The sequence below is a fragment of the Aeromonas enteropelogenes genome, from assembly GCF_000819845.1.
Taxonomy (GTDB): domain Bacteria; phylum Pseudomonadota; class Gammaproteobacteria; order Enterobacterales; family Aeromonadaceae; genus Aeromonas; species Aeromonas enteropelogenes.
This window is the reverse complement of the sequence record NZ_CDCG01000037.1, coordinates 94826-116356: the sequence shown is the minus strand read 5'-3', so window position 1 is coordinate 116356 and position 21531 is coordinate 94826. Positions and strand designations below refer to the sequence as shown.

18 protein-coding genes and 1 tRNA gene are annotated in these 21531 nt (G+C 57.9%); 18 read left to right on the top strand and 1 reads right to left on the bottom strand.

Features of this window, described 5'->3' with window-relative positions:
* From BN1123_RS13270 to BN1123_RS13200, 17 genes are all read left to right on the top strand, one after another.
* A complete protein-coding gene (locus BN1123_RS13270; RefSeq protein ID WP_052449261.1) occupies positions 1 to 2205 on the top strand; it encodes a portal protein in 2205 nt (734 codons plus the stop codon).
* 180 nt (positions 2206 to 2385) lie between these two features.
* Positions 2386 to 2461: transfer RNA gene (locus BN1123_RS13265), tRNA-Met, on the top strand.
* A gap of 45 nt (positions 2462 to 2506) precedes the next feature.
* On the top strand, positions 2507 to 2758 hold the full coding sequence (locus tag BN1123_RS13260; protein ID WP_042027507.1) for a crAss001_48 related protein: 252 nt from the start codon (positions 2507 to 2509) through the stop codon (positions 2756 to 2758).
* The gene (locus tag BN1123_RS13255; protein WP_042027506.1) at positions 2755 to 2958 is read left to right on the top strand and encodes a hypothetical protein; all 204 of its coding nucleotides are present in this window, start codon (positions 2755 to 2757) and stop codon (positions 2956 to 2958) included. The genes BN1123_RS13260 and BN1123_RS13255 overlap by 4 nt, the downstream gene beginning before the upstream one ends.
* The gene (locus BN1123_RS21445) at positions 2945 to 3115 is read left to right on the top strand and encodes a hypothetical protein (RefSeq protein WP_156130592.1); all 171 of its coding nucleotides are present in this window, start codon (positions 2945 to 2947) and stop codon (positions 3113 to 3115) included. Before BN1123_RS13255 ends, BN1123_RS21445 begins: the two co-directional genes overlap by 14 nt.
* A 54-nt stretch (positions 3116 to 3169) precedes the next feature.
* Positions 3170 to 4153 (top strand): hypothetical protein, encoded by a 984-nt coding sequence (locus BN1123_RS13250; protein ID WP_042027505.1) that lies wholly within the window; start codon positions 3170 to 3172, stop codon positions 4151 to 4153.
* A 17-nt stretch (positions 4154 to 4170) separates the two neighbouring features.
* Positions 4171 to 5172, top strand: coding sequence for a N4-gp56 family major capsid protein (locus tag BN1123_RS13245; protein WP_042027504.1), 1002 nt, complete (start codon positions 4171 to 4173; stop codon positions 5170 to 5172).
* A 62-nt stretch (positions 5173 to 5234) separates the two neighbouring features.
* Positions 5235 to 5690, top strand: a complete 456-nt coding sequence (locus tag BN1123_RS13240; RefSeq protein ID WP_042027502.1) for a hypothetical protein — start codon at positions 5235 to 5237, stop codon at positions 5688 to 5690.
* 2 nt (positions 5691 to 5692) lie between these two features.
* Complete coding sequence (locus tag BN1123_RS13235) at positions 5693 to 6091, top strand: hypothetical protein (RefSeq protein WP_042027501.1); 399 nt, start codon at positions 5693 to 5695, stop codon at positions 6089 to 6091.
* Positions 6088 to 8388, top strand: coding sequence for a hypothetical protein (locus BN1123_RS13230; protein ID WP_042027498.1), 2301 nt, complete (start codon positions 6088 to 6090; stop codon positions 8386 to 8388). The genes BN1123_RS13235 and BN1123_RS13230 overlap by 4 nt, the downstream gene beginning before the upstream one ends.
* Entirely contained in the window at positions 8381 to 9232 is an 852-nt protein-coding gene (locus tag BN1123_RS21440) for a pyocin knob domain-containing protein (RefSeq protein WP_156130590.1), read from the top strand. Before BN1123_RS13230 ends, BN1123_RS21440 begins: the two co-directional genes overlap by 8 nt.
* 9 nt (positions 9233 to 9241) lie before the next feature.
* Positions 9242 to 9562: an SMC-Scp complex subunit ScpB gene (locus BN1123_RS13225; RefSeq protein WP_042027497.1), complete on the top strand. Its 321-nt coding sequence runs from the start codon at positions 9242 to 9244 to the stop codon at positions 9560 to 9562.
* Between the two features lie 30 nt (positions 9563 to 9592).
* Positions 9593 to 10192 (top strand): hypothetical protein, encoded by a 600-nt coding sequence (locus tag BN1123_RS13220; RefSeq protein WP_042027496.1) that lies wholly within the window; start codon positions 9593 to 9595, stop codon positions 10190 to 10192.
* Positions 10193 to 10202: 10 nt separating this feature from the next.
* On the top strand, positions 10203 to 10574 hold the full coding sequence (locus tag BN1123_RS13215; protein WP_042027494.1) for a hypothetical protein: 372 nt from the start codon (positions 10203 to 10205) through the stop codon (positions 10572 to 10574).
* Positions 10574 to 11713, top strand: a complete 1140-nt coding sequence (locus BN1123_RS21435; RefSeq protein ID WP_156130588.1) for a hypothetical protein — start codon at positions 10574 to 10576, stop codon at positions 11711 to 11713. The genes BN1123_RS13215 and BN1123_RS21435 overlap by 1 nt, the downstream gene beginning before the upstream one ends.
* On the top strand, positions 11713 to 12219 hold the full coding sequence (locus tag BN1123_RS13205) for a hypothetical protein (RefSeq protein WP_042027491.1): 507 nt from the start codon (positions 11713 to 11715) through the stop codon (positions 12217 to 12219). The genes BN1123_RS21435 and BN1123_RS13205 overlap by 1 nt, the downstream gene beginning before the upstream one ends.
* The gene (locus tag BN1123_RS13200) at positions 12216 to 12944 is read left to right on the top strand and encodes a hypothetical protein (protein ID WP_042027490.1); all 729 of its coding nucleotides are present in this window, start codon (positions 12216 to 12218) and stop codon (positions 12942 to 12944) included. The genes BN1123_RS13205 and BN1123_RS13200 overlap by 4 nt, the downstream gene beginning before the upstream one ends.
* Before the next feature lie 65 nt (positions 12945 to 13009).
* Here BN1123_RS13200 and BN1123_RS20975 read toward each other — a convergent pair whose 3' ends face one another.
* Positions 13010 to 13363 carry a hypothetical protein gene (locus BN1123_RS20975; RefSeq protein WP_082037540.1) on the bottom strand — a complete coding sequence of 118 codons (354 nt, stop codon included), beginning with the start codon at positions 13361 to 13363 and terminating at the stop codon, positions 13010 to 13012.
* Positions 13364 to 13543: 180 nt separating this feature from the next.
* On the opposite strand from BN1123_RS20975, the gene BN1123_RS13195 reads away from it, so the two are divergent.
* Positions 13544 to 21295, top strand: a complete 7752-nt coding sequence (locus tag BN1123_RS13195; protein ID WP_082037539.1) for an LPD38 domain-containing protein — start codon at positions 13544 to 13546, stop codon at positions 21293 to 21295.
* The last annotated feature ends 236 nt before the right edge of the window (positions 21296 to 21531 follow it).

The window sequence follows — 21531 nt, the reverse complement described above, 5'->3', positions numbered from 1 at the left end:
ATGCAAAACCCGACCGAAATTACACTGTCTGGAGAGGCGGTGGAGAGCCTTTCACTCATCGATCTGTTCGGCAGTGGGCTATTCAAGGATCTTGGCAGCCAGCTCCAGCAGCGCAGCCTTGTAGAGCAGCGTTGGCTTGATGACCTGCGCCAGTACCGCGGCGAGTACGAGCCGGAGTTTGTGAAGGAGCTGAAAGAGGCCAAGAAGTCGCAGGCATTCGTCAACGTCACCCGCGAAAAGACAGACGCATGGGCCGCCCAGATGGGGGACATGCTGTTCCCGGTCGATGACAAGAACTACGGTATCGCGCCGTCCCCAGACCCCAAACTGTCCATGATGGCAAAGAGCGTGGTGATGGATGGTGATGGAGATGAGCAGCCATCGAGCGAGGCTCAGGTTGCCACGCAGATACTGGCCAAGGCTCAGGCCGCAGCTGCAGCGATGGAAAAGACCATCGACGACCAGCTGATCGCCTGTGACTACAACGCCGAATCGCGCCGGATGCTGCACTATGCCGCCAAGATTGGCACCGGCATCCTCAAGGGGCCGATCGTCGAGAGCGCCATCAAGCAGGCATGGCTGCCAGGCGAGGATGGTTCGTGGGCTGTCGAGATAGTGAAAGACCTCAAGCCGGGGGCTCGCTGCGTGCTGCCGTGGGACTTCGTGCCAGATATGAGCGCCACCCGCTTTGCCGACTGCGAGTTTGTCTACGAGCGGGAGTACATGACCAAGAAGGAGCTGCGCAAGCTGCTCAATCTGGAAAGCATGGGCTTCATCCCGGAGCAGGTGGAGAAGCTGCTGGCGCAAGACCCATCCAATACCCGCACTCGTTACGCCGAGTTTGTAGACCAGATCCGTTACCTGTGCGGTCTCAACCCAACCAATCAGGACTCACGCTACGAGGTTTGGACCTATCACGGCCCGGTGCCGCTCGATGTGCTGCAGTTCGCCGGGGTGGATACAGAGGGTCTTGGTGGTCGCGAGTGCGACGGGGTGGTGATCTTCTCCGGGGATGTGGTGCTGAAAGTGACCATCAACCCGATGGACACCATGGAGTGGCCATACTCCGTCTACGTCTGCGAGCCGGACGAAGGGAGCATCTTCGGTCTGTCGATGCCTTACCTGATGCGCCACCCGCAGCGGATCATCAACTCTGCGTGGCGGGCGATGCTGGACAACGCCGCCAAGACCGTCGGGCCGCAGGTGGTGGTGAACAAGCGACTCATCACGCCGAGCGATGGCAACTGGGAGGCTACCCCATTCAAAGTGTGGGAGATGGATTCGAGTGTGCAATGGGCGGAGGTTCAGAAGGCATTCGGGGTGTTCCACTTCGACAGCCGCCAGGGCGATATGGCCAACATCCTGCAGCTGGCACTCTCTCTGCTCGACCGTGAGGCCGGGGTGCCTATGATCAGCCAGGGCGAGCAGGGGCAGGTGACGCCGACACTTGGCGGCATGTCGATGCTGATGAACGCGGCCAACGCCGTTCGCCGCCAGCAGGTGAAGGAGTACGACGACAATATCACCAAGCCGATGATCCGCCGCTTCTACAACTGGAACATGCAGTTTGGCGATGATGCAGCCATCAAGGGTGATTTCGAGGTGCAGGCCCGCGGTACCAGCGCGCTGCTGGTCAAGGAGATCCAAACAGCCCAGCTGACCCAGATATTGGACAAGTACAGCCAGAACCCCAAGTTTGCGCCGATGTTCAATGAATACGACGCGATGGCAACGCTGTTCCAGTCCATGCACATCGACGCGGCCAAGATCCTGCGCAGCAAAGAGGAGTACGAGGCTGCCATCAAGCAGATGCAGGAGTCTGGCCAACAAGACCCGGCGCTCATCAAGCTGCAGATGGAGCAGCAACTGGCTCAGGCCAAGTTTGACCACGAGACCCAGCTCGCCCAGATGAAGAGTGCCAATGCCCTGCAGATGGCCCAGCTGCAGGCATCGCTCAAACAGCAGGAACTCCAGTTCTCCAGCCAGTACAAGCTGGCCACCATGCAGTTGCAGCATGAGGACAGTCAGCGCCGTGAGCGCATCGAGTTGATGAAGCTGGCACAGGCCAAGCAGATGAGCCGTGACCAGCTGATGATTGAGCTGGAGAAGCTGGACAAGCAGCAGGCGCACGATACCCAGAAGTTCATGGCCGAGATTCGAATGAAGGAGATTATGCCGCCGACCGGGAATTACGGATTGGAGTAGTTGACTTTTCCAGCAGGTGGCACAAAATAGCTCTAAGACTGCCAGAGTCCCATAACCCGCCTTGTGCGGGTTTTTGCGTTTCTGGTGCCCGCTATCTGGACAAGGAGGTGATCCCATCTCCCCACCCGGGGTAAAGGGCCTGCTCAAGCACTGCCGGAGGCAGGGTGAGAGAGTAACTACGCTGGTTTAGCTCAGGTGGTTGAGCATCCGACTCATAATCGGGGTGACGCAGGTTCGAGTCCTGCAACCAGCGCCATTTTCATAGCCCGGCCATGCGCCGGGTTTTTTATTGGAGCCAGCCATGACCAACCAGCAAATCAGGGAAGATGAAGATAAAGCCGTGGCATGGATCAAGAACAGCATCAGCAATGAACTTGAACAACTCAAGCCTCGGATCGCCAGACTTGAGCTCGACATCAAGATCTCAGGTGAGTTTGGCGATATGTATGTGTCGTACCGGAACACCATGAAGCGCCAACTGGTTTCTATGCGCGAGTACGCATCCGCGCTAGAGGAAAGGCTGGCAGCCGTAGAGGAGCTTCGCTCAGCATGAAAAAGACCATCGTCCATATCGCCGTGGTGACTACCATGGCCAAGCTCTACGGCGTCGCCTTCAATCCGTGGGCCAACTACAGCCGCACTCGCCAAGCGAAAGAGCGCATCGATAGCGGCATCAAGCTGGCTGGTAGTCTTGCCAGCGCAGGCTATCCAGTTGGGCCGCTGCTGCAAGAGGCATTTCATGCTCAGCCGTAGCCAGGACACCAACGCTGTCTTGCAGCACCTGAAAAACGAGATCGAACAGCTTCGCAGCGATCTGGAGCAGGACATGGAGCACGAGCAGACGCAGGCCATCCGAGCCCAAATCCGCCTGCTCGACAAGCTGATCACCGATTTCACGCCAGCCGGTTAATGCCGGAAGGTAACAACAGCCCGCCATGTGCGGGCTTTTTTTTGGAGATTTTACATGGATCACCTGAACGACCAAGCCGCAACAGGAGCTGACCAAGGCGCCGCCGATGGCCGCGAGCTGGATGTGTTCGCACAAGCTTCTGCCGCCGCCGATGCGCGTTTGCGTGGTGAGCCCGCAACCAGCGAGCCGCAAAACAACGACGAGCAGCACGACGAGCAACATCACGCCGACAGCGATGGCGGCAGTGAACAGCATCAACAGGAGGCCGCCTCTGCTGCAGAGCAGCATGCCGCACCCGGTGATGATGACCTGTTCCGTGATGCCACTCCAGAGCAGCGCGCCTACTTGCAATCGCTGATCGCCGATCGGGATCGGGAGGCTCAGGCAGCCCGTTCAGCCAATGGTCGGTACGCCGCTGCACAGCGGCAACTTGCTGAGAAAGAGCGCCAGTTCAACGAGCAGGTAGTCAGCATCCAGCAGGCAGACAAGCAGGGGGATGGGAAGGAAGCCAACCGCCAGCTCGATGCTCTGGAGAGTCGCATTGCCGCAATGCGCGAGGACTATCCCGATATTGCCGACCACATGCAAGGCGTTGCCGACGCTCTGCGCGATGGCCTGCGCAGCGAAATCTCGCAAGTAAAGGAGCCGGTTGCCAAGTTGCACCAGGAGGCTCAGGCACGACAGCAGGAGGAACTGCTCGGCATCGAGACTGACGAGCTGATTCGTCGGCACCCCGACGCTGAAACAGTTGTGGTTAGCAAGGAGTTCCAGAACTGGATCGCCACGCAGCCCGCCTCTGTGCAGTCCATTGCCAACTCCGACAGTGCCGCTGACGCCGATGTGGTTCTGACCCTCTACAAGTCAACCCAGCTCCAAGCTCAATCCCAACGCAACGCACAGCGCCAGCGCAAATTGGCAGACATGGCTCCGCTTGGCGGCAGTCAGGGCCGCGCCACGGTGGATACAGCGGATGAGTCCTCTGTGTTTAGCCGCGCCGCAGCCGATGCTGATAAACGCCTGACGCAGCGCAAATTCTGATTCAGGAGAAATAAGCTATGCCAACCACTACCTACGGGGATATCTCCCCGCGTGTCGGCATCATTGCCGAAGTGAAAATGCTGGAGCACGCCGAGCCGATCCTGGTGCTGCAGAAGTTTGGTGACCCCAAGCCGCAGCCCAAGAACAAGGGCCAGACCGTCAAGTTCCGCCGCCCGGTGCCGTTTGCTCCGGCAACTACCCCGCTTACCGAGGGGGTCACTCCAGCAAGCAAAAAGATGGCCTATCAGGATGTGACCGTCAGCATGTCTCAGTATGGCGACTGGTGCGAAATCACCGATGTGATCGCAGATACCCACGAAGACCCGGTGCTGCAGGATGTGCAGATGCTGCTGGGTGAGCAAGCTGGCGAAACCTTTGAGTTGCTGACTTGGGGTGTTCTCTCTGGCGGAACCAACGTAATTTATGCGAATGGCTCTGCTCGTAATGGCGTGAACACCCCGATCAGCCTCAACAAGCTGCGTCTGGCTGCTCGTTCTCTCAAGAAGCAGCGCGCCAAGAAGATCACCAAGATCTTGGCTCCGTCTGTCAACGTGGATACCAAGCCGGTCGAAGCGGCGTTTGTGGTGGTTGCTCACACCGACTGCGACTCCGATATCCGCGGCCTGGCTGGCTTTAAGTCAGTTGCCGAGTACGGCACCCGCCAGCCGCTGTGCCCGGAAGAGATCGGCAGCGTGGAGGAGTTCCGCTTCGTGCTCTCCCCAGTTCTGGCATCCCTGCCGGATGCAGGTGGCGCCAAGGGCACCATGGTGTCCACTGGCGGCACCAGTGCCGATGTGTACCCGATGGTGGTACTGGCGCAGAACGCTTTCGGTATCGTACCTCTCAAGGGTAACGGCGGTCCGGGGTCCATCGTTCCGATGATCCTGAACCCCAACACCCCTCGCGGTGGTGATCCGCTCGGTCAGCGTGGCTCTGCCTCCTGGAAGAGCTGGTTTACTGCAGTTCGCCTCAATGAGCTGTGGTTGACCCGTATCGAGGTTGCGGTCACCGCCCTCTAATACGCAATCAATAACTGGCCCGCCAAGTGCGGGCCTTTTACTTTTTTCAGGAGCATAGAGCCATGGAACTGATTGACCTCAATAACGCCGCGCCAGCTGACTTGCGCAAATACCTGTCCGATAACTTCGGTATCGACAAGGCGGCCAATACCAGTCGCGACAAACTGGTCGCCGAGATCATCGAGCAGGAGCAGGCGAACGGTATCACCCGTGACGCCAACACTGCTCCGAGCGCTGAAGCCATTACCGGCACCCCTACCGCTGAGCAGCGTGAGCTGAACAAGGCCAAAAAGGTCAAGATCAGGATCTCGCGCGACCCCAGCAGCCGCGGTAACGATGATGTCTATGCCGGAGTAAACGGTGTTGCCTACATCGTCCAGCGTGAGAAGGATGTATACGTACCTGAGCCGGTTTATCAGGTGTTACTGCAGGCCACAGAAACACGCTACGTGCAGACCGAGGATGGCTCTCTCGTGCCGCGCACCGTGCAGTCCTACCCGGTCAGCCTGGTCGGCTAACCATGACCTTTCTCGAGCTGTGCCAGCGGCTGCGGGCCGAGTGCCAGGATCTCGGAAGCGGCCCTGATACCGTGGTAGGCCAAAGCGGCCGGATGCTGAGCTATGTCAACGCAGTGCGTGAGTCATGGCAGAAAATCCAGATGTGCCGCAATGATTGGGAGTGGCTGAAAGCTACGCCGGCAACGCCATTGCAGACTCTGGCCGCAGACACCGATACCCCGTTCATTGATGAGGCGTACCACATGGCCATCGTGTGGCATGCTCTGCGCGGCATGTCCATCAGCCAGGTGACGACCGAGCTGCGCATTCGGGCCGAGGAGGAGTGGGGTACCTACCACACCATTCTGGTGCGACGGTATGTGCCGCCACTTACCTTTGCTGGCGGAGGGTGTGAGTTTTGAGACTGCCATCCATCGAGAGCAAGGTCATCCTGCTTGGTGGCGGTCTGGATCTCGCCACTACGCCGCTGGCCAAGGCGCCCGGGTTTGCTATCACGGCTATCAACGTGGAGCCGGGGATTACTGGTGGTTACCGGCGCACGCTGGGGTTTGACCGTTTCGATGGTCGGCCGCGGCCATCAAAGACCAAGGGGTACTTCGTTTTTCGCACCAATGGCGCCACTCAGCTTCCGCAAGCCACTTTTCAGGCGGTGACATGGAGCGGTGGCGCCGGGGTATTGCTGTATGTGTCTGGTAACGATGCCTTTATCGGTACCGACGCCAGCCCATCTTTGGCTGTAGGTGCCACATTCAGCATTGGGGCTGCCATCTACACGCTGGCCAACGTGCCGTCCCGTTCAGCCCGCACCATCGACGACATGCTGACGGCATCAGCCAAGGCGGCAGACTGGCGGCGTACCGCGATCGGCCAGGTTCCTGGTATTGGACCGGTTCGTTGCGTTGTTGCAATCCGTGACGAAGTGTTCGCCATCAGGGACAAGAGTCTTGAGGTCGGCGGTCTGTTCCGGGCAACCAGCTCAGGGTGGCAGGAGATCACCAGCTTTGGATCTCAAGTCACTGTGCAGGATGGCTTTGGGATTGATGACGGCGATCTCAACCTTATCCGCCACAGTGACGGGGCGACCTTCAACTGTGCAGCGCAGATGGCAGGGGATGGCTACAGCGGCACGCTGGCTCTGCCAAGCGGCCAGTCTCTGTCTGCCGGGCAGGTATTGCGCTCTGCTCCGGTTAACAACTATGCGGTGACGCTCAACGCTGCGCTGGCCGGTACGACAACGCCAACAGCTGAGACCGCCACCAACATGCTTGGCGGCGGCACCATCGACGAGAAGGACAACGCCGGCTGGTACGCGCTGGTTGGCGGTCAGTTCTTCCCAGTGGTGTCGTACAAGAAGAAGGATACCTCTACCAGCACGGTGCATGTGCTGACGGTGTGGAACGTCCACGGCAGGGCTGTGCCGACCAATACGGCAATCACCCTGTACCGCTTCGCGGCGTTCTGCGAGGTAGTGGCCAGTAAGGCGATCGTGCTCAAGGCTGGCGGCCGCTACGAAACACTGGTTCACAACTTCTTCGGCGATCCTGCCATGCGCCGCGCCTATCTTGCCAGCGGCGTGCAGCGAGCAATTGAGTTGCGTGAGAACGGTCGAATTGTCCCACTCATCACCAACCAAGCCGACGAGGCTGCTGATGCCCCCATCAAGATTGAGGCACATGCCAGTCACCTGTTTGTTGCTTACCGCGGTGGACAGTACGCCCACTCAGGGCCAGGCAACCCTCTTACTTGGTCTGGGCTGCTCGGGGCGAACGTCTTTGCGGTGGGTGATGAGATCACCGGGCTGCGCACCAGCGCAGGCGGCGTGCTGATGGTGACCGCCAAGAATCGCACGTTGGCGCTCTATGGTTCCGGCTCAAAAGACTGGCAGCAGAAGGTGATCAGCGAGTCGGTAGGGGTACAGGATGGTACGTTGCAGCCAACCTTTGTTCCGGTAGGTCTGTCAGATCGCGGCCTGGTGCGACTTGATCGGGTGCAGGAATTTGGCGATTTCGCCCTGAACCTGCTTGATCCAGCAGAGAAGATCCAGCCAATCATTGAGCGCTTCCGCTGGCACTCATCCACCCAGGTGGCTGCGGCTAACCAGTATCGCCTGTTCTCTCCATCAGGAAGAAATTTGGCCATCAAGCTCAATGCTGACGGAAGCATCGAGGCAACTGAGTTCTCCTATGGCGCACCTGTAGATCAAGCTTGGCGTTACGACGAGCTGGCTGAACGTAATTTCTTCACCATCACCGGCAAGGATGGCTGGGTGTTCGAGCTGGATGAAGAGGCTACCAGCTTCGATGGCGTCAATATTGTCTGGCTGATCAGGTTGGCCTACAGCCACTTTGGTTCACCAATGGTGGTCAAGAGCTTTCGCAGTATGACGCTGGAGCAGACAAGGCGTGGCAGATTGCGAGCCAAGATGGCCTACTCACTGGATTATCGCCATGGCCGGCAGTACCAGTCTGACAGTATGCAACTGCAGCAGGATGGTGGTCAGGACGGGATTTGGAACTACTCGGACTGGAACCAGTTTTACTGGGCCACCGAGTCGCAAGACGAGAGCAACTCAATCCAGCTGCAGGGTAATGGCGTTGCCCTGTCAGTCGCCATGTCTGGGCGCTCAGCTACAGAACCTAACTTCAATCTCACCGGGATGACAATTAACTTTATCCAGCGGAGGCTTTCACGTGCCTAACAATTACTACGAACGCCTTTCCGAGATGAATCCTGGCGAGCTTGCTGACGGTCTGGCCATTGAACAGGAGTTTGATGCCATTGGTCGCGGATTTTCAAAGTTGCCGGCGCCGCATCGTGATGGTGGTGGATTTGAAGGGCCGACCAAGGTTGGCACTCCAGTTGAACCTGGTGATGCTGTAAATCTCGACACCCTTGAAAAGCTCAACCTGCCGATATATCGCAAACAAATAACAAATGAAGATTGGAATACTATTACCAAGGATGGTATTTACGATGTAGTAGGAGCAAGCGGAGTCAACAAACCGCCAGTATATAATTTCGGTGTATTGCACGTTTACAGTTTCAACGGTGTATGCCTTCAAATTTATTACCCAGACAATAACGACTCCGGTCTACTAGCAAAGAGAACTTGTCAGAATATTGCCAATAACTCTTGGTTATCTTGGGGTGTGCTATCACCAGATACCGTAAGACATACTTGCCTTGTTAGCGCGGCAGGCACTGGCGCGCCGAATGAAACAGTAAGCCCTGCAATTCCAGCTGCCATTGTCAATAACTCGCGTTATGTAATACCAAATCCATTCGGCAATAGCGTGCCCGTTATTTGCTGGGCTGAAATTAAAATTAACGGGAATTGGTGTGACGCGAGCTTCGCGCTAGCTGATACCAATGCTGGGTATGGCGTTAAAGCCACATTTAAACAAGGTGAGGGGATAATCATCCAGACAGGCGTCACCGGTTTGATTGCGTTAGGCAGTCAAACTGGCACGGGTCACACTGGTTTTTCAGGTCTTATTACTTCGGCCCCTTGCCGTGTATTCATTAGTCGCATTGATTATTAAGGAGTAACCATGATTTACGCAAAACCTGGTGATAGCTCCCAACAATTTGGCGGTAAATGCCCGGATGGCTGGGTACAGATGCAAAGCAAGCGGCCAGATGGTGACTACGTTGCCAAAGAAAATGGCGAGTGGGTTATTAGGGTAGTGAGCAGAGGCGAGATTGAACAACTTCGCCTGGCGGCCTATGCAGACCCAATAACCGGGTCAGACCGCCATTTTAACGAGGCAATTCGCATGCAGGTGATGGGGGAAAGCGACCATGAGGTGGTTCGCCAGCGAGGAATCGCCCGCTTCGAAGAAATTCAGCGCCAATTCCCATGGCCAGTATAACTGATTCATATCGCAGAACAGGATCGCATTATGGCAACAACCGACTTGTCAGGGATGGGTATTGGCCAGTCATCCCGCCCTGGCGCACAGCCAGAACAGCAACAGGTGGCGCCTAAATTTGATGCCACCAACGTCAACGACCAACTCAACTCAACCCTGAACTCCAACAGCCTGCTAATGCGGGTTGCCAAGTCCAACGGTCAGGCGGCGGCCACGCAGCGTGGTCTTGGTAACTCGTCCATCGGCACAGAGGCGTCTCAACGAGCCATGGTTGATGCGGCACTTCCTATTGCCCAACAGAATGCCGCTCAGTCGCATGACCTGGGGGTTATCGACAAGCAGGCGCAGAACGACAAGGACAAACTGTCTCAGCAGGTGGTTGCCAACACTCACGGCATGTATATGAGCTCGGTGCAAGCAGCGATCGACAGTTACAACGAGCGATATGCGGCACTGATGTCTGACAAGGCTATGACAGCAGCAGACAAGACCAACCTGATCAACAGCATGAAAACCGAGCTCAACTCAACCCTGAACATGTACCAGAAGCTCTATTCAAATATCAGCACCATTCGTCCTGACTGGTCCAGTTTCCCAACCATCAGCCTACCAGGCGTAAATATCGGATAAGGGGTATCGCATGTTTGATTTTGGTGGAATGGTATCCAGCGCACTGGATTTTGCTGACAGCGCAGTCAGCTCGGTACTGGGCGGGATCTCCAGTGCCGGCACCTGGATGCAGAACAACCCTGGGGCAGCCACCCTGCTCGGCTCTGCACTGGTGGCTGGCGGTTCCTACATGGAGAACCGTGACGCGATCAAGGAGCAGCGCAAGCTGCGCGACGAGGAGTGGAACCGGCAGGATACCGTTTACGGTGCACCGGTCGTCACCCCCATTGAGTACCAGGTTACGCCCGGGCTGGCTGGTGACAGCATGACCCAGGGCGGCACATTGACCAATGGGGTGCTGGCCAACATCAAGAAGAACCAGACCGCGTTAGGGGGTAACTGATGGCGCTCGATCGCAACGGGACCGGCACAAGCCAGGGCTCATCCAGCAACCAGAAGGGCGGTAGCGGAGAAGGCAGCCGCAACCAGGGTTCCGGAGCCGGCAATCGCGGCAGCTCTGCATCCAAGAACAGTAGCAACAGCAGCTCATCAGGGAAGGGAGCATCCCAATCTGGTGGTGGTAAATCGTCACCCGGTCAAAGCAAGGCAAGCAGCGATACTGGCGGCAAAAAATCCAACTCAGCGAGCCAGTCGAGCGGCGGCTCGGTCAAGTCTGGCGGCAGCCTGGCTGGCAATACCGGTTTGGCCAGTGGCACATCGGCAAGCGAAAGTGAGTCTGGCACCAAGAAAGGGGTAGCCGGCAGGGTGTCATCTGTTAACCAGGCCCTGAGCAGCTACGGCGCAGCGCCCAGCTATGCGCGTGCCGGGTATGGTGACTCACTCAACTCGCAGCGCCAGTCACTGGCTGGCAGTGCCAGCCAAAAAGGATCCGATCCTGGCATGAGCGAGGCTGATCAGAGGGCCGCGTATTCAGCCGGTGCAGCTATAGCCAGGGATCATGGTGTGATCGCGAACTTGGTAAGCAGGGCAAACAAGGGCATTGCGACTGATAAGGAAAGAGCTCAGCTGACCAGTGTTGCTGACGCAGCAAACAGGCATTCAGCTGCAACGGTAGTGGGCGGAACCGTGCTTGGCAGCCCAGGCTCTTATATCGGGAACGGCTTAGCCAGCATGCTTGATGGTGATGATTACCACTCCCAGCTTGGAAAGCGAATTGGCACTGGCGAAATGAAAGGGGTGCTGGGGTCGGTCAATGATACGTTCGGCCAGGGCGGTACGCCAGATGCGGCAGTGAGCGTAGCGGCAAACGTGGCATCTGCGGCATTGCCAGGCTCTGGCTTTCTTTTCAATGCCATCAGTAATGGCCTGAAAGCGCCGAACTCGTCCGCCATAGCTGAGATTAACAAGGCGCTTGGCAGAGATATTGGCGGCGGTTCACTGTCAATGAGCGATAAGGGCTATGCAGCTCCGCCGCGCCAAAGCCTGACAGGAGCCAACCAAAGTGAAGGCACTCTGGCCTTCGATAGCAACTACTACGATCCGAGTCGCTTTAACGTGACAGCAGGAAGAAGGGGGTACTGATGGGCCTGATTCAGAGCATGCAACAGGGTGGCTCTCCCGATGGCGGAGCGGCACCGCAGCAACCGCCACAGCAAGCCAGCCAGGGTGGGGGAGATGGCATGCACAGCAGCATGATGCAGATGCTGGAGGCTGCACTGCTGGGCGATGGTGGAGAAGCCGTAGCAGGCCGGCTTGGCGCCGGGGATGATAAGATCCAGGGGGTGGCCGACGCGGTAGCCGGTGGCATCTTCACCATTCTCAAGCAAGCCAAGGAGGCGGGGCGCAGTGTGCCGGCGCAGCAGATCGTCAAGGCCGTCTACGCTGGCTGCCGCGAGATGCTGGCATCCGGCAAGATTAATGACCCTGACAGCAAGATCGACGCCCTGTTTCGCGCCATGCAGAAGCTCAAGGAGATGGATGCCGAGAACGACGTGATCGATGACCAGATCTTGGCTGAGGCCGGACAGATTCTGCAGGCCATCGTGCAGAAGATGGATGAAGCAGAGCAGCAAGGGGGTGCAGCATGAGCCTGCTCGCTGCATTGGCCAAGGGGGTTGGGGCCGGCACCGTCGATAATGCCCGTACCGGGTTTGCAGAACAGCAGCGCCAGCGCGAAGCTGCGCAACGCCGCGACGATATGCAGGTTGAACTGGATGCCCGCGACAAGCTGGCACAGAAGCAGATCGACGCCAGCCGCGCCGAGAACGATACCCGCTTCAAGGCGATGGCCGGCGAAAATCAGAAGAACCGGGATCACGACTGGGCCATGTTTGAAAAGCGCCTGGCCCTGGAAACCCAGGCGGCAGCAGCCAATGCCAGCGTTCGCGCCAGGGAGATGCATGCCAAGAATATCATGGGCACCATGGATCAACTGACCAAGCGCAAGGCCGAGCTGATGGAGAATGACAAGATAGGCGAAGAGCAGCGCGCCGTCGCCCTGGGTGAAATTGACGCTCTGGGCTATACGCTTGCATCAGACCCAGGCGCCCAGCAGTTGCTGAATGAATTTGGTGGTGGAGGATATGCTAATTACTGGCTTTCTCTTGCTCCACAGAAGTCGCAGGATCCACCGCCACAGGAACCCTCTCAGCCAACACCCACTCAACCACCCAAGCCACAGGGTATTATCCCGCGCCTGCAGGGAGATCGCTCGATTGAGAAGGCGCTGATCCAGTCTGGCCGTGAAGCGCTCACCGCGAACAAGAACCCTGATGCCATGGCGGCAAGCGCATATCAGAAGATGTATCAGTGACAAAGGCCCGCCAAGTGGCGGGCCATGTTATTTGGATTGATTACATTTCTCATGGAGTGAGATTTTTAGTAGCACCCATACTTCCCACATACAGCAGAGAATTTTTTCCCACCACTGTCTTTGCCATATATTATGGTGGAGTCACCAATCTTTGTTGCCGTACTATTCCACGACTGACCATTCGCGGCTTTTCCATTAGTGAAGGTGCTATTGCCTATTTTTTGGCTATCCTGATTCCAACTAGAACCAGTCTTTGAGTTATACCCACTCACATAAGTCGAATCGCCAAATTTCTGCACGGTGTATGAGTTGCCGCTGCTGTCATAGCACGTTTTCAGGTTGCCAGAACCTATACATTCAGCGGATGCTGACCCTGACAAAAACAGTAACACCGCAATAGCACTGGTTTTATAGCGCATCAAGACCCTCCTTTTTCTATTTGCAAAAAGTCAAATATTGCACAGTTTTAGGTTGAGCGTCAGTGAGCGATGTCACGTCGGCTTTTCTTGCCATTTGCGCTGCAGTAGCACAAAATTTCCCCATCATGGCCGGACCCTTAACAGGGGCCGGCTTTTTTATTGCCTTCGGAGAATTAACACATGGCCAAGCCAACCCGGGACGACTTTATTGCGGCTGCCAGGACGCGGTATTCAACCCAACAACAAGCGCCTGCCGACTCCAGCGAGCAGGGCATCTTTGGCGATACCGTCGATATGTTCCAGCGCGGCCTTGGCCAGACGCTGGGTGGCGATCTGGAGACGGTTGGCCAGTTGACCGACTCGCAGGGCATCAAGGATGCCGGGCGTGGCGTCAGCGCCTGGGCTGATGGCCAGCTTGACGAGGTTTCCACCCCCATGCGTGAGGCCATGGGCAAACAGTTCTTTCAGGAGAATGCCGAAACAGGCGAGATTGAAGCTGGCGATGCCTGGTCAGATCCTCGAGCGTGGGTCGGTAACTTTGCCACAGTGATGGGTCAGTTCACCGGGCTGGTTGGTGGCACCAAGGGTGCTGGGGTGTTGGCCAAGCCGGCGCTGCGTGGAGCTGGCAAGCTGCTGGCCAAAGACCTGGTGGAGGGGAGGGCGCGTGAAATGGTGGCCAAGGCCACGGTGAAGGACGCAATCAACGCCGGCGCCCTTGATTCGGTGCGGGCTGCCTACCTGGCGGCCCCCAGTGAGGCGGCCAAGCGTGCGGTGCTGGATAAGGCGATCGGCCGCCTGACCTCTATTGGCTATGGCGCCCATGCTGGCGCCATGGCATCCGGCATGCGGGCTCAGCAGGCAGAGCAGGAGGCGCGCAACTTCCTCAATGGCCTGGGCAATGATGACCTCAACGCCAACCCCATCTATCAGCAGGCGTATTGGGATCTGGCAGATGGCGAGATGCAGGGGGCCAGTGTTGGTGATATTCGTCGGGCGGCTATCGATGGTATCGCCGAGCAGGCGGCAACCGATGCCTGGTCAGATCCGCGGGCCATGTCTGCAGACTTCCTGTCTGGTGCGCTGACGGGGGCAGGTGGTGGCGTGGGTGGTTTACTGAGCAAAGTAGGCAAGACCAGAACGGGTTCGGCTGTCCGTGGCTTTGTCGGTGAAGGCGGCACCGAAGCATGGCAGGGGGCGGAAACCCAGCGCGCCGTTAACCAGGCGGTGGCGGAGTGGGCGGATGAAACCCGGGATCCGATGGCTGGCGTACTCTCCTCTGCGCTGAACGAGGGCACCTTGGGCGGTGCATTTGGCGGCGTTGTTGGCGGTGTGCGTGGGCCTGAGGTGCAGGAACGTAGTGCACCGGTGGTGCGCGTAGAGCGACGGGTGGTGACTGGCGACAGTCAGATGGATGACATGATCCATGGGCTGGATCAGCGCCAGGCTGAGCGCGGGGCCAGTATCAGCAGCGAAATTGACAACATGTTTGCTGGTGCCAACAACCCTCTTGGTTCTGGCAAGTTCGACCCTATCCGTGACGTGCCAGCCTATGAACGTCAAGGGTTTGTGCGCGGAAGCCATGATTTCAAGGGGCGTCCCATCGTGCCACTTGAAGGCGAATTGATGGATCCCGGCACCGACGCTGCAATCAATCCTGCTGGGCCTGATACCGGACTTGCTGAACGCGCGCCTCAACCTGCTGGCGGCGCGCCAGCGATTGAAGACCTGAGTGTCAGCGGTGAACTGATGGATGATGGCTCGCTGCTTGCGCCGCGTGGCGGCTTGCTGCCAGGCGCCACCATTGATGGCGTGGCAAGCGAGGTAGGCACTGAGCTACCAGCACCAGCTGCAGCTCAAATTGAACAGGAACAGCCTGCCGCAACTCCCACCCAATACGATAGCCTGCGCCTGACCCGCCGCGGCCTGCCTTTCTCCAGCGAGAAAGAGGCGGCGCTGGCCAGTCGTCAGGATGAAACCCCAGTTCCCCTCGATGGTGGCGGTTTCGGTATCGCCAAGATCGCAGACGCCACCCAACCACAAGCAGAGGTTTCCAATGAGCAGGCTCCCCAGGTACTTGCAGTCAGCAGCGAAGGACAAGGCGATCAGCCTGGAGCAGGCGAGCCAGTTGCAGCGAGCGCTGAACCAGCCATTGCCGGACTCGCCGACCGAGCTGGATCCGGAAATCCGGCAGACTACGCTGCTGCTCCACCTGTACCTGATGGACAGCAGCAAGATGACCAGACACTGACGACCCCGGCCACTGATTCCGGGGTTGCTGTTTCTGAGGTGGCGCAACCTGAGCTGGTAGCGCCGGAGCCTGCCGCCGCTCCGACGCCGTGGGCAGAAGCCATCGACAACCAGGATGGCACCATCACCCTGAAAGGCGAGGTGCCGCTCATCAAGCAGTGGGCCAAGGATAGCGGTGTGAAGGCGATCCCGGGCAAGGGAGGCATGGTGGTGGCCAAGTCATCGGCGGCCAAGGTGCGGGAGTACTCAGCACCAGCCGCCAGTGAGCCGGTGCAGCAGATCGAGGCCGCCCGCGCCGAGGTGGCGCCGGAGCCCACCGAGGCACAGAAGGAGGCTGGCAACTACAAGAAGGGGCACCTCACCCTGCAGGGGATGGATATTGCGCTCGAGACCCCCAAGGGCTCTACCCGTTCCGGCACTGACAAGGATGGCAAGGCGTGGCAATCCACCATGGCCCACGACTACGGCTATATCAAGCGCACTCTGGGGGCGGATGGGGATCATGTCGATGTGTTCATCGGTGACAAGCCGGATAGCGAAATGGTCTATGTGGTGGATCAGGTAGACCCCAAAACCGGCAAGTTTGACGAGCACAAGGTGATGATGGGCTTTGCCGATGAGCAGGCAGCACGGGATGGCTACCAGGCCAACTACGAGAAGGGCTGGAAGGGGCTTGGCGCTATCAAGGCCATGCCAATGGAGGAGTTCAAAAACTGGTTGAAGGAGGGGGACACCACTAAGCCGGTGGCAATCAATGACGCTAACAGCAAGATCACTGATTTTGGCGAAAAAATAGGTGGTGCTCGCAAGGATACATGGGCTGAATACCGCGACACTGTTGAGGGGGAAACAGCTGAGCAGATAAAGGAGCTTCCGCTTTCTAAGGCGTGGCCGGCACCCGCTTACGACAAGCTCATCGAGTCAGGTGTTGATCGACAGGCTGTTGCCATTGCCAGGGCTGCTCGTGATGCCATCCCGGCAAAGCCTCGCAACAGCTACAAGGTTAAAAATTGGGCAGGCACAGTGAAGAATATGCGTGACATAGCACTTGGTCTGCTGGACGGATCAATTGATGTCGATAAGGCTCGCAGCGTTATGTGGTCGTCAAACTTGCGAAACGCTCACGCAATTATCAACAAGGCTGAGCTGTATCAGGCAGTAGGGCATCAACGCAGCCTGGCCGATCTTGAGCTTTCCTCTGGTAGTTATAGCCTTTATGACGGCATTAAATACGACCCGCCAAAGAGTATTTGGACCATCAGCCGGGAGAGTAAATCTAGTGCATTTGGCAATTGGCCGCGCACTGTTGCATCCGGAGCAAGCAAAGCTGAGGTGATATCTGAGTTCAAGCGTCACTATGAGCAGTTGACAAGCCAGGAAAGCAAACCGAAGGCTGTGTCGTTTGATATCTACAGTTCTGACAATCGCAAAAGCTGGATTGTTGGAAAAAAGGTTGGCCGTAACTACCTGGCGCTGACAGAACCTTTCGAGAAAGTAAGCGACGCGCGCCAGTATCGTGCTGATAAATATGACGAGCTGGTGAGTAAACTGGAAAAGGCCAAGGAGATCCCTCGGGAGCGTCGCGATATTAACCTGCCTCGCGTCGGGGAGGATATGCGTGGCGGCGCTGACGTCACTCCTGAGCTATTTGGAAAAGCATTTGGATTTCGAGGGGTCGAGTTCGGTAACTGGGTTGAGCAAGGACGCCGCCAGCAAGATCTCAACAACGCTTACGACGCACTGATGGATATGGCTGCAGTGCTTGGCATTTCACCTAAGTCGCTATCGCTAAATGGTGAGCTTGGGCTGGCTTTTGGCGCGAGGGGATCAGGGGGCGTTAACCCGGCAGCGGCACACTATGAGCCTGGAAAGGTGGTGATCAACCTGACCAAAATGAACGGTGCTGGATCGCTTGGGCACGAGTGGTGGCATGCTCTTGATGGATATTTTTCCAGGATGAGAGGGCAGTCTGGCGACATGATGACTGAGGCTCGTGATGTTGCGCTATCCGCCATGGGAAGCCAGTACATTCATCGCGGAACTGTACGCAAAGAGATGATTGATGCTTTTGGCGCTGTAAACCGGGCTATTAAGCAGACCTCTCTCAAGGAGCGCTCCAGAAAGTTGGATGACAAGCGCAGCAAGGATTACTGGACAACCGATCGAGAGCTGAGCGCCAGAGCATTTGAGTCTTACCTTATTGCGAAGCTACAAGATCAGAACGCCAGCAACGATTATTTGGCCAACATAGTCAGCGAGAAATCATGGGATGCAGAGGCGGCCCTTGGCATGCGCCTTGATGGCAGTTACCCATATCCAACAGCAGGGGAGATACCTGCCATCAGGGCTGGTTTTGACCAGTTCTTTGACACCATTCAGGAGCGTGATGAGGGCGGTAAAAGAGTGCTGTTCTCCAAGCAGGCCATGGCGCAGGGTGACAAGCCGGCGCAGCACCTGACCCGCAAAGAGGCCGAGCTGGTCACCAGGGAGTGGCTCAAGCAGTACCGGGGTGCAGGCAGTATTGATGTGCAGATCCACGCCACGCAGGGGGAGTTGGAGCGGGCGCTAGGGTTGGTCGCCAAAGAGGGGTTAATCCGCCGCGCCGCGTTCGATGATGACACGAGCACCCTGCATGTAGCCGCTGACACCATCGCCAACGCCAAACGGATGCGCGAGATCCTGCGCCATGAAGTGTTGGCTCACTACGGCCTGGCCAACGTGCTTGGCGATGGCGAGTACACCAAGCTGATCAGCCGCCTTATCAAGTCGAAGAAAGACCCAAGCATGAAGGCGGTGTGGGAGTGGGTAGATACCCATTACGCCGACGAGGATATCGGGGTGCAGGCGGAGGAGGTGGTTGCCCATCTGGCCGAACTTGAGCAAAACGCCTGGCGCCGCGGTTGGGATCAGGTTGTGGCGTGGGTTACCAAGGCGCTGCGCGCCGTTGGCTTTGTGCCGGATGGCATTACCGCGGCGGAGACCCGCACCCTGATCGAGGCACTTGGCAAAAAGATGAAGCGCGGTTCGCCTGATGATGGTGGCCCTGATGGCGGCAAGAAGTTCAGCCAGGAGGCAGAGCAGCCAGACAAGAAGGGCGGGATCAAGATGAGCCAGACCGACACCGCGGCAGATGCAGCCATGGAAAAGCTCAACCTTGGTGCCAAGCCTGACGCTATCGACAAAGCCAAGACCAGCCTGGACAAGCTGCGCAAGGTTGAGCGGAGCGTGGTCAAGTCGTGGGTGGACCGGTTTATCAAGAAGGCCAACACCGAAGTGCTCGATGCCCTGGCCCCCATCAAGTATGCTGAGGATGCGGCTGGCATCACGGATGCAGCAGACTCCGGCTATGTGGCGGCGCGAATGGCCACCGGGGCGGCATCCACCATGCAGGCCACCATGCTATATGGCCTGCCGGAATGGAAGGATGGGGTGATCCAGCGCAAGGCGGGTACCGGCGAAAAGGATGCCTTGCTCGGCATCTTTTCCGACCTTGGCAAGGACCTGCACAACTGGTTGGGATGGATGGCTGGCCATCGGGCTGAGATCCTGATGGAGCAGGGGCGCGAGAATCTGCTGAGTGAGCAGGACATCGCCGCCCTGAAAGGGCTTGGCAAGGGTAATGAAGCCAAGTTCATGGAGGCCAAGGCCCGCTGGAACCGCCTCAATGCCGCCACCCTGGATCTGGCGCAGGAAGCAGGGCTGTTTACGCCGGAGGCGCGTGCCGAGTTCGAAAGCGAGTGGTACATCCCGTTCTTCCGCGAGTCTGAGGATGGCGACGTGCTGGCCCCATTCAAGCCCAAGGGGATTGCCAACCAGAACGCCGGGATCAAGAAGCTCAAGGGCGGGGAGGCCAACACCAACGACCTGCTAGAGAACATCTTTACCTCGACCTCCAAGCTGATCGACGCGTCCATGAAGAACATGGCGGCCCAGAAGACGGTTTGGAACCTGGCGGATACCGGCATCATCGAGGTCATCCCGAAGCCAAACAAGATGGATTACCAAGCCCTTGCCAATGGCAAAGACAGGATCATGGTCAAGCTGGAGGGGGAGGACTACATGATCCGGGTTGAGGATCCGGACCTCTATCGCGCCATGACTTTCTTCGACCGCGAGCCGTTCGGCGCTATGGTCAATGTGGCCGCCAAGGCCAAGCGCATCTTAACGGCAGGCATCACCGCGTCCCCCGAATTCATGCTGCGCAACTTCCTGCGCGACTCCCTCTCCAGCTGGGCCATCAGCAAGGATGGCTTCAAGCCGATGATTGATTCCATCAAGGGGGTGAGGAAAACCTGGCGCATGGACGGCAGCACCATTGACGTGATGTTCAGTGGAGCCTCCTTCCTGGGCGGCTACGTGAATGGCAATGACCCAGAGGCGATGGCCGATACCGTGCGTAAGTCGCTGCGACGCAAGGGGATGACCCCGGAGCAAATCGCCCGATACGAGAAGAGCATCATCCGCAATGCGGCGCATGCTAAGGGCGTGGTGGCAGACGCATGGGAGAAATACAGCAGGGTGGGTGAGGCGGTTGAAAACGGAAACCGTGAAGCCGTTTATGACGCTGCCATCAAGGCCGGGAAGAGCCACGCCCAGGCGGCGTTCGAGTCGAAGGACCTGATGGATTTCTCCATGCTGGGTGCGGCTCGCACAATTCAGCTCATGTCCCAACTGCTGCCGTTCTTCAACGCCCGGATCCAGGGCCTTGGAAAGCTGAGCCGTGAGCTGCGCGACAACCCGCGCGAGATCGCCAAGCGTGCCGGCATGATCACGGCTGCGAGCCTAGCTCTATTGGCCCACAACTGGGACGATGAGCGCTATGAAGGGTTGCCTGATTGGGATAAAGATGCCAACTGGCACTTCTGGCTTGGTGATCACCATTGGCGGATCCCCAAGCCGTTCGAGATTGGCGTGCTGTTTGGTACCATCCCCGAGCGCATGGCCCGGGCCCTGGGTGACAAGGACACCGGGGCCCAGTTCGGAAAGGCGGTGGCCAGGGCGATAGGCGACACCTTCGCGCTCAACCCGATCCCCCAGCTCGCAAAGCCGGTGGTGGAGACAACGGTAAACTATGACTTCTTCAAGGGTGGCCCCATCGACGGCCCACAGGACCTGAATGTCAGGGCAGAGGCACGCTACAACGAGCAAACCAGCCTGCTGATGCGCGAGCTGGGGGAGCTCACTGGCTTCTCACCCAAGCAGCTTGAGCACCTGGTTATCGGTTACACCGGCACCATGGGCAGCTATGTGATGGCTGCCGCTGACGGGCTTATCCGGGCTTCGCGCCCTGGTGAGTCAGCAAGCTGGCGCGCCGACGAGATCCCGCTTGTGAAAGCGGTGTATCGCGGCACTGGCCCTGCAAAGTCCACCCAGCACATGGAGGAGTTCTACCGGATGCTGAACGAGGTGAATCAGCTCAAGCGCACCGTTGACCAGTACCGCAGTGAGGGGCTCACAGATAAGGCCCGCGAGCTGCTGGAGGAGCAGGGTGGGATCTTGAAGTCGCGCCGCAGCTTGAGCCGCACTCAGCAGCAGGTCCGGGTGGTGCGCAACAAGATCGAGCTGATCCAGCGCGACCGCACACTGACCGCAGAAGAGAAGCGCCGGCGCATTGATGAGATGCTGGTCCGCCGTAATGACCTGGTGTATCTGGCGGTCAACAAGAACAAGTCGAACTGGGAGTAAGGGGGAATAGCGGCCCTGGCTGAGCCCCTGTGTTAGGGGTAATCTGGGGCCTTTATCGCAGAGGGCCCTGACCATGTGGATTCTGTTTGCTCTGATAATGATGGTGGTGGCGCTGAAAGCGTTCAGTGTCAGCTTCACCCTGGCACTGATACCCTTTGCGGCCGGTTGTTGGTGTTTCAGCAAATCCAGCCGGAGCGATCTGGATTGCTATGTTTGGATTGATCTTATGAGAAATG

Bases quoted from the DNA above. Each gene is read 5' to 3' on its own strand.
- BN1123_RS13235 (WP_042027501.1), top strand. From the start codon at position 5,693: ATGACCTTTCTCGAGCTGTGCCAGCGGCTGCGGGCCGAGTGCCAGGAT.
- BN1123_RS13260 (WP_042027507.1), top strand. From the start codon at position 2,507: ATGACCAACCAGCAAATCAGGGAAGATGAAGATAAAGCCGTGGCATGG.
- BN1123_RS13195 (WP_082037539.1), top strand. From the start codon at position 13,544: ATGGCCAAGCCAACCCGGGACGACTTTATTGCGGCTGCCAGGACGCGG.
- BN1123_RS13200 (WP_042027490.1), top strand. From the start codon at position 12,216: ATGAGCCTGCTCGCTGCATTGGCCAAGGGGGTTGGGGCCGGCACCGTC.
- BN1123_RS13205 (WP_042027491.1), top strand. From the start codon at position 11,713: ATGGGCCTGATTCAGAGCATGCAACAGGGTGGCTCTCCCGATGGCGGA.
- BN1123_RS13220 (WP_042027496.1), top strand. From the start codon at position 9,593: ATGGCAACAACCGACTTGTCAGGGATGGGTATTGGCCAGTCATCCCGC.
- BN1123_RS13225 (WP_042027497.1), top strand. From the start codon at position 9,242: ATGATTTACGCAAAACCTGGTGATAGCTCCCAACAATTTGGCGGTAAA.
- BN1123_RS13255 (WP_042027506.1), top strand. From the start codon at position 2,755: ATGAAAAAGACCATCGTCCATATCGCCGTGGTGACTACCATGGCCAAG.
- BN1123_RS20975 (WP_082037540.1), bottom strand. From the start codon at position 13,363: ATGCGCTATAAAACCAGTGCTATTGCGGTGTTACTGTTTTTGTCAGGG.
- BN1123_RS13250 (WP_042027505.1), top strand. From the start codon at position 3,170: ATGGATCACCTGAACGACCAAGCCGCAACAGGAGCTGACCAAGGCGCC.
- BN1123_RS13240 (WP_042027502.1), top strand. From the start codon at position 5,235: ATGGAACTGATTGACCTCAATAACGCCGCGCCAGCTGACTTGCGCAAA.
- BN1123_RS13215 (WP_042027494.1), top strand. From the start codon at position 10,203: ATGTTTGATTTTGGTGGAATGGTATCCAGCGCACTGGATTTTGCTGAC.
- BN1123_RS21435 (WP_156130588.1), top strand. From the start codon at position 10,574: ATGGCGCTCGATCGCAACGGGACCGGCACAAGCCAGGGCTCATCCAGC.
- BN1123_RS13270 (WP_052449261.1), top strand. From the start codon at position 1: ATGCAAAACCCGACCGAAATTACACTGTCTGGAGAGGCGGTGGAGAGC.
- BN1123_RS13245 (WP_042027504.1), top strand. From the start codon at position 4,171: ATGCCAACCACTACCTACGGGGATATCTCCCCGCGTGTCGGCATCATT.
- BN1123_RS21445 (WP_156130592.1), top strand. From the start codon at position 2,945: ATGCTCAGCCGTAGCCAGGACACCAACGCTGTCTTGCAGCACCTGAAA.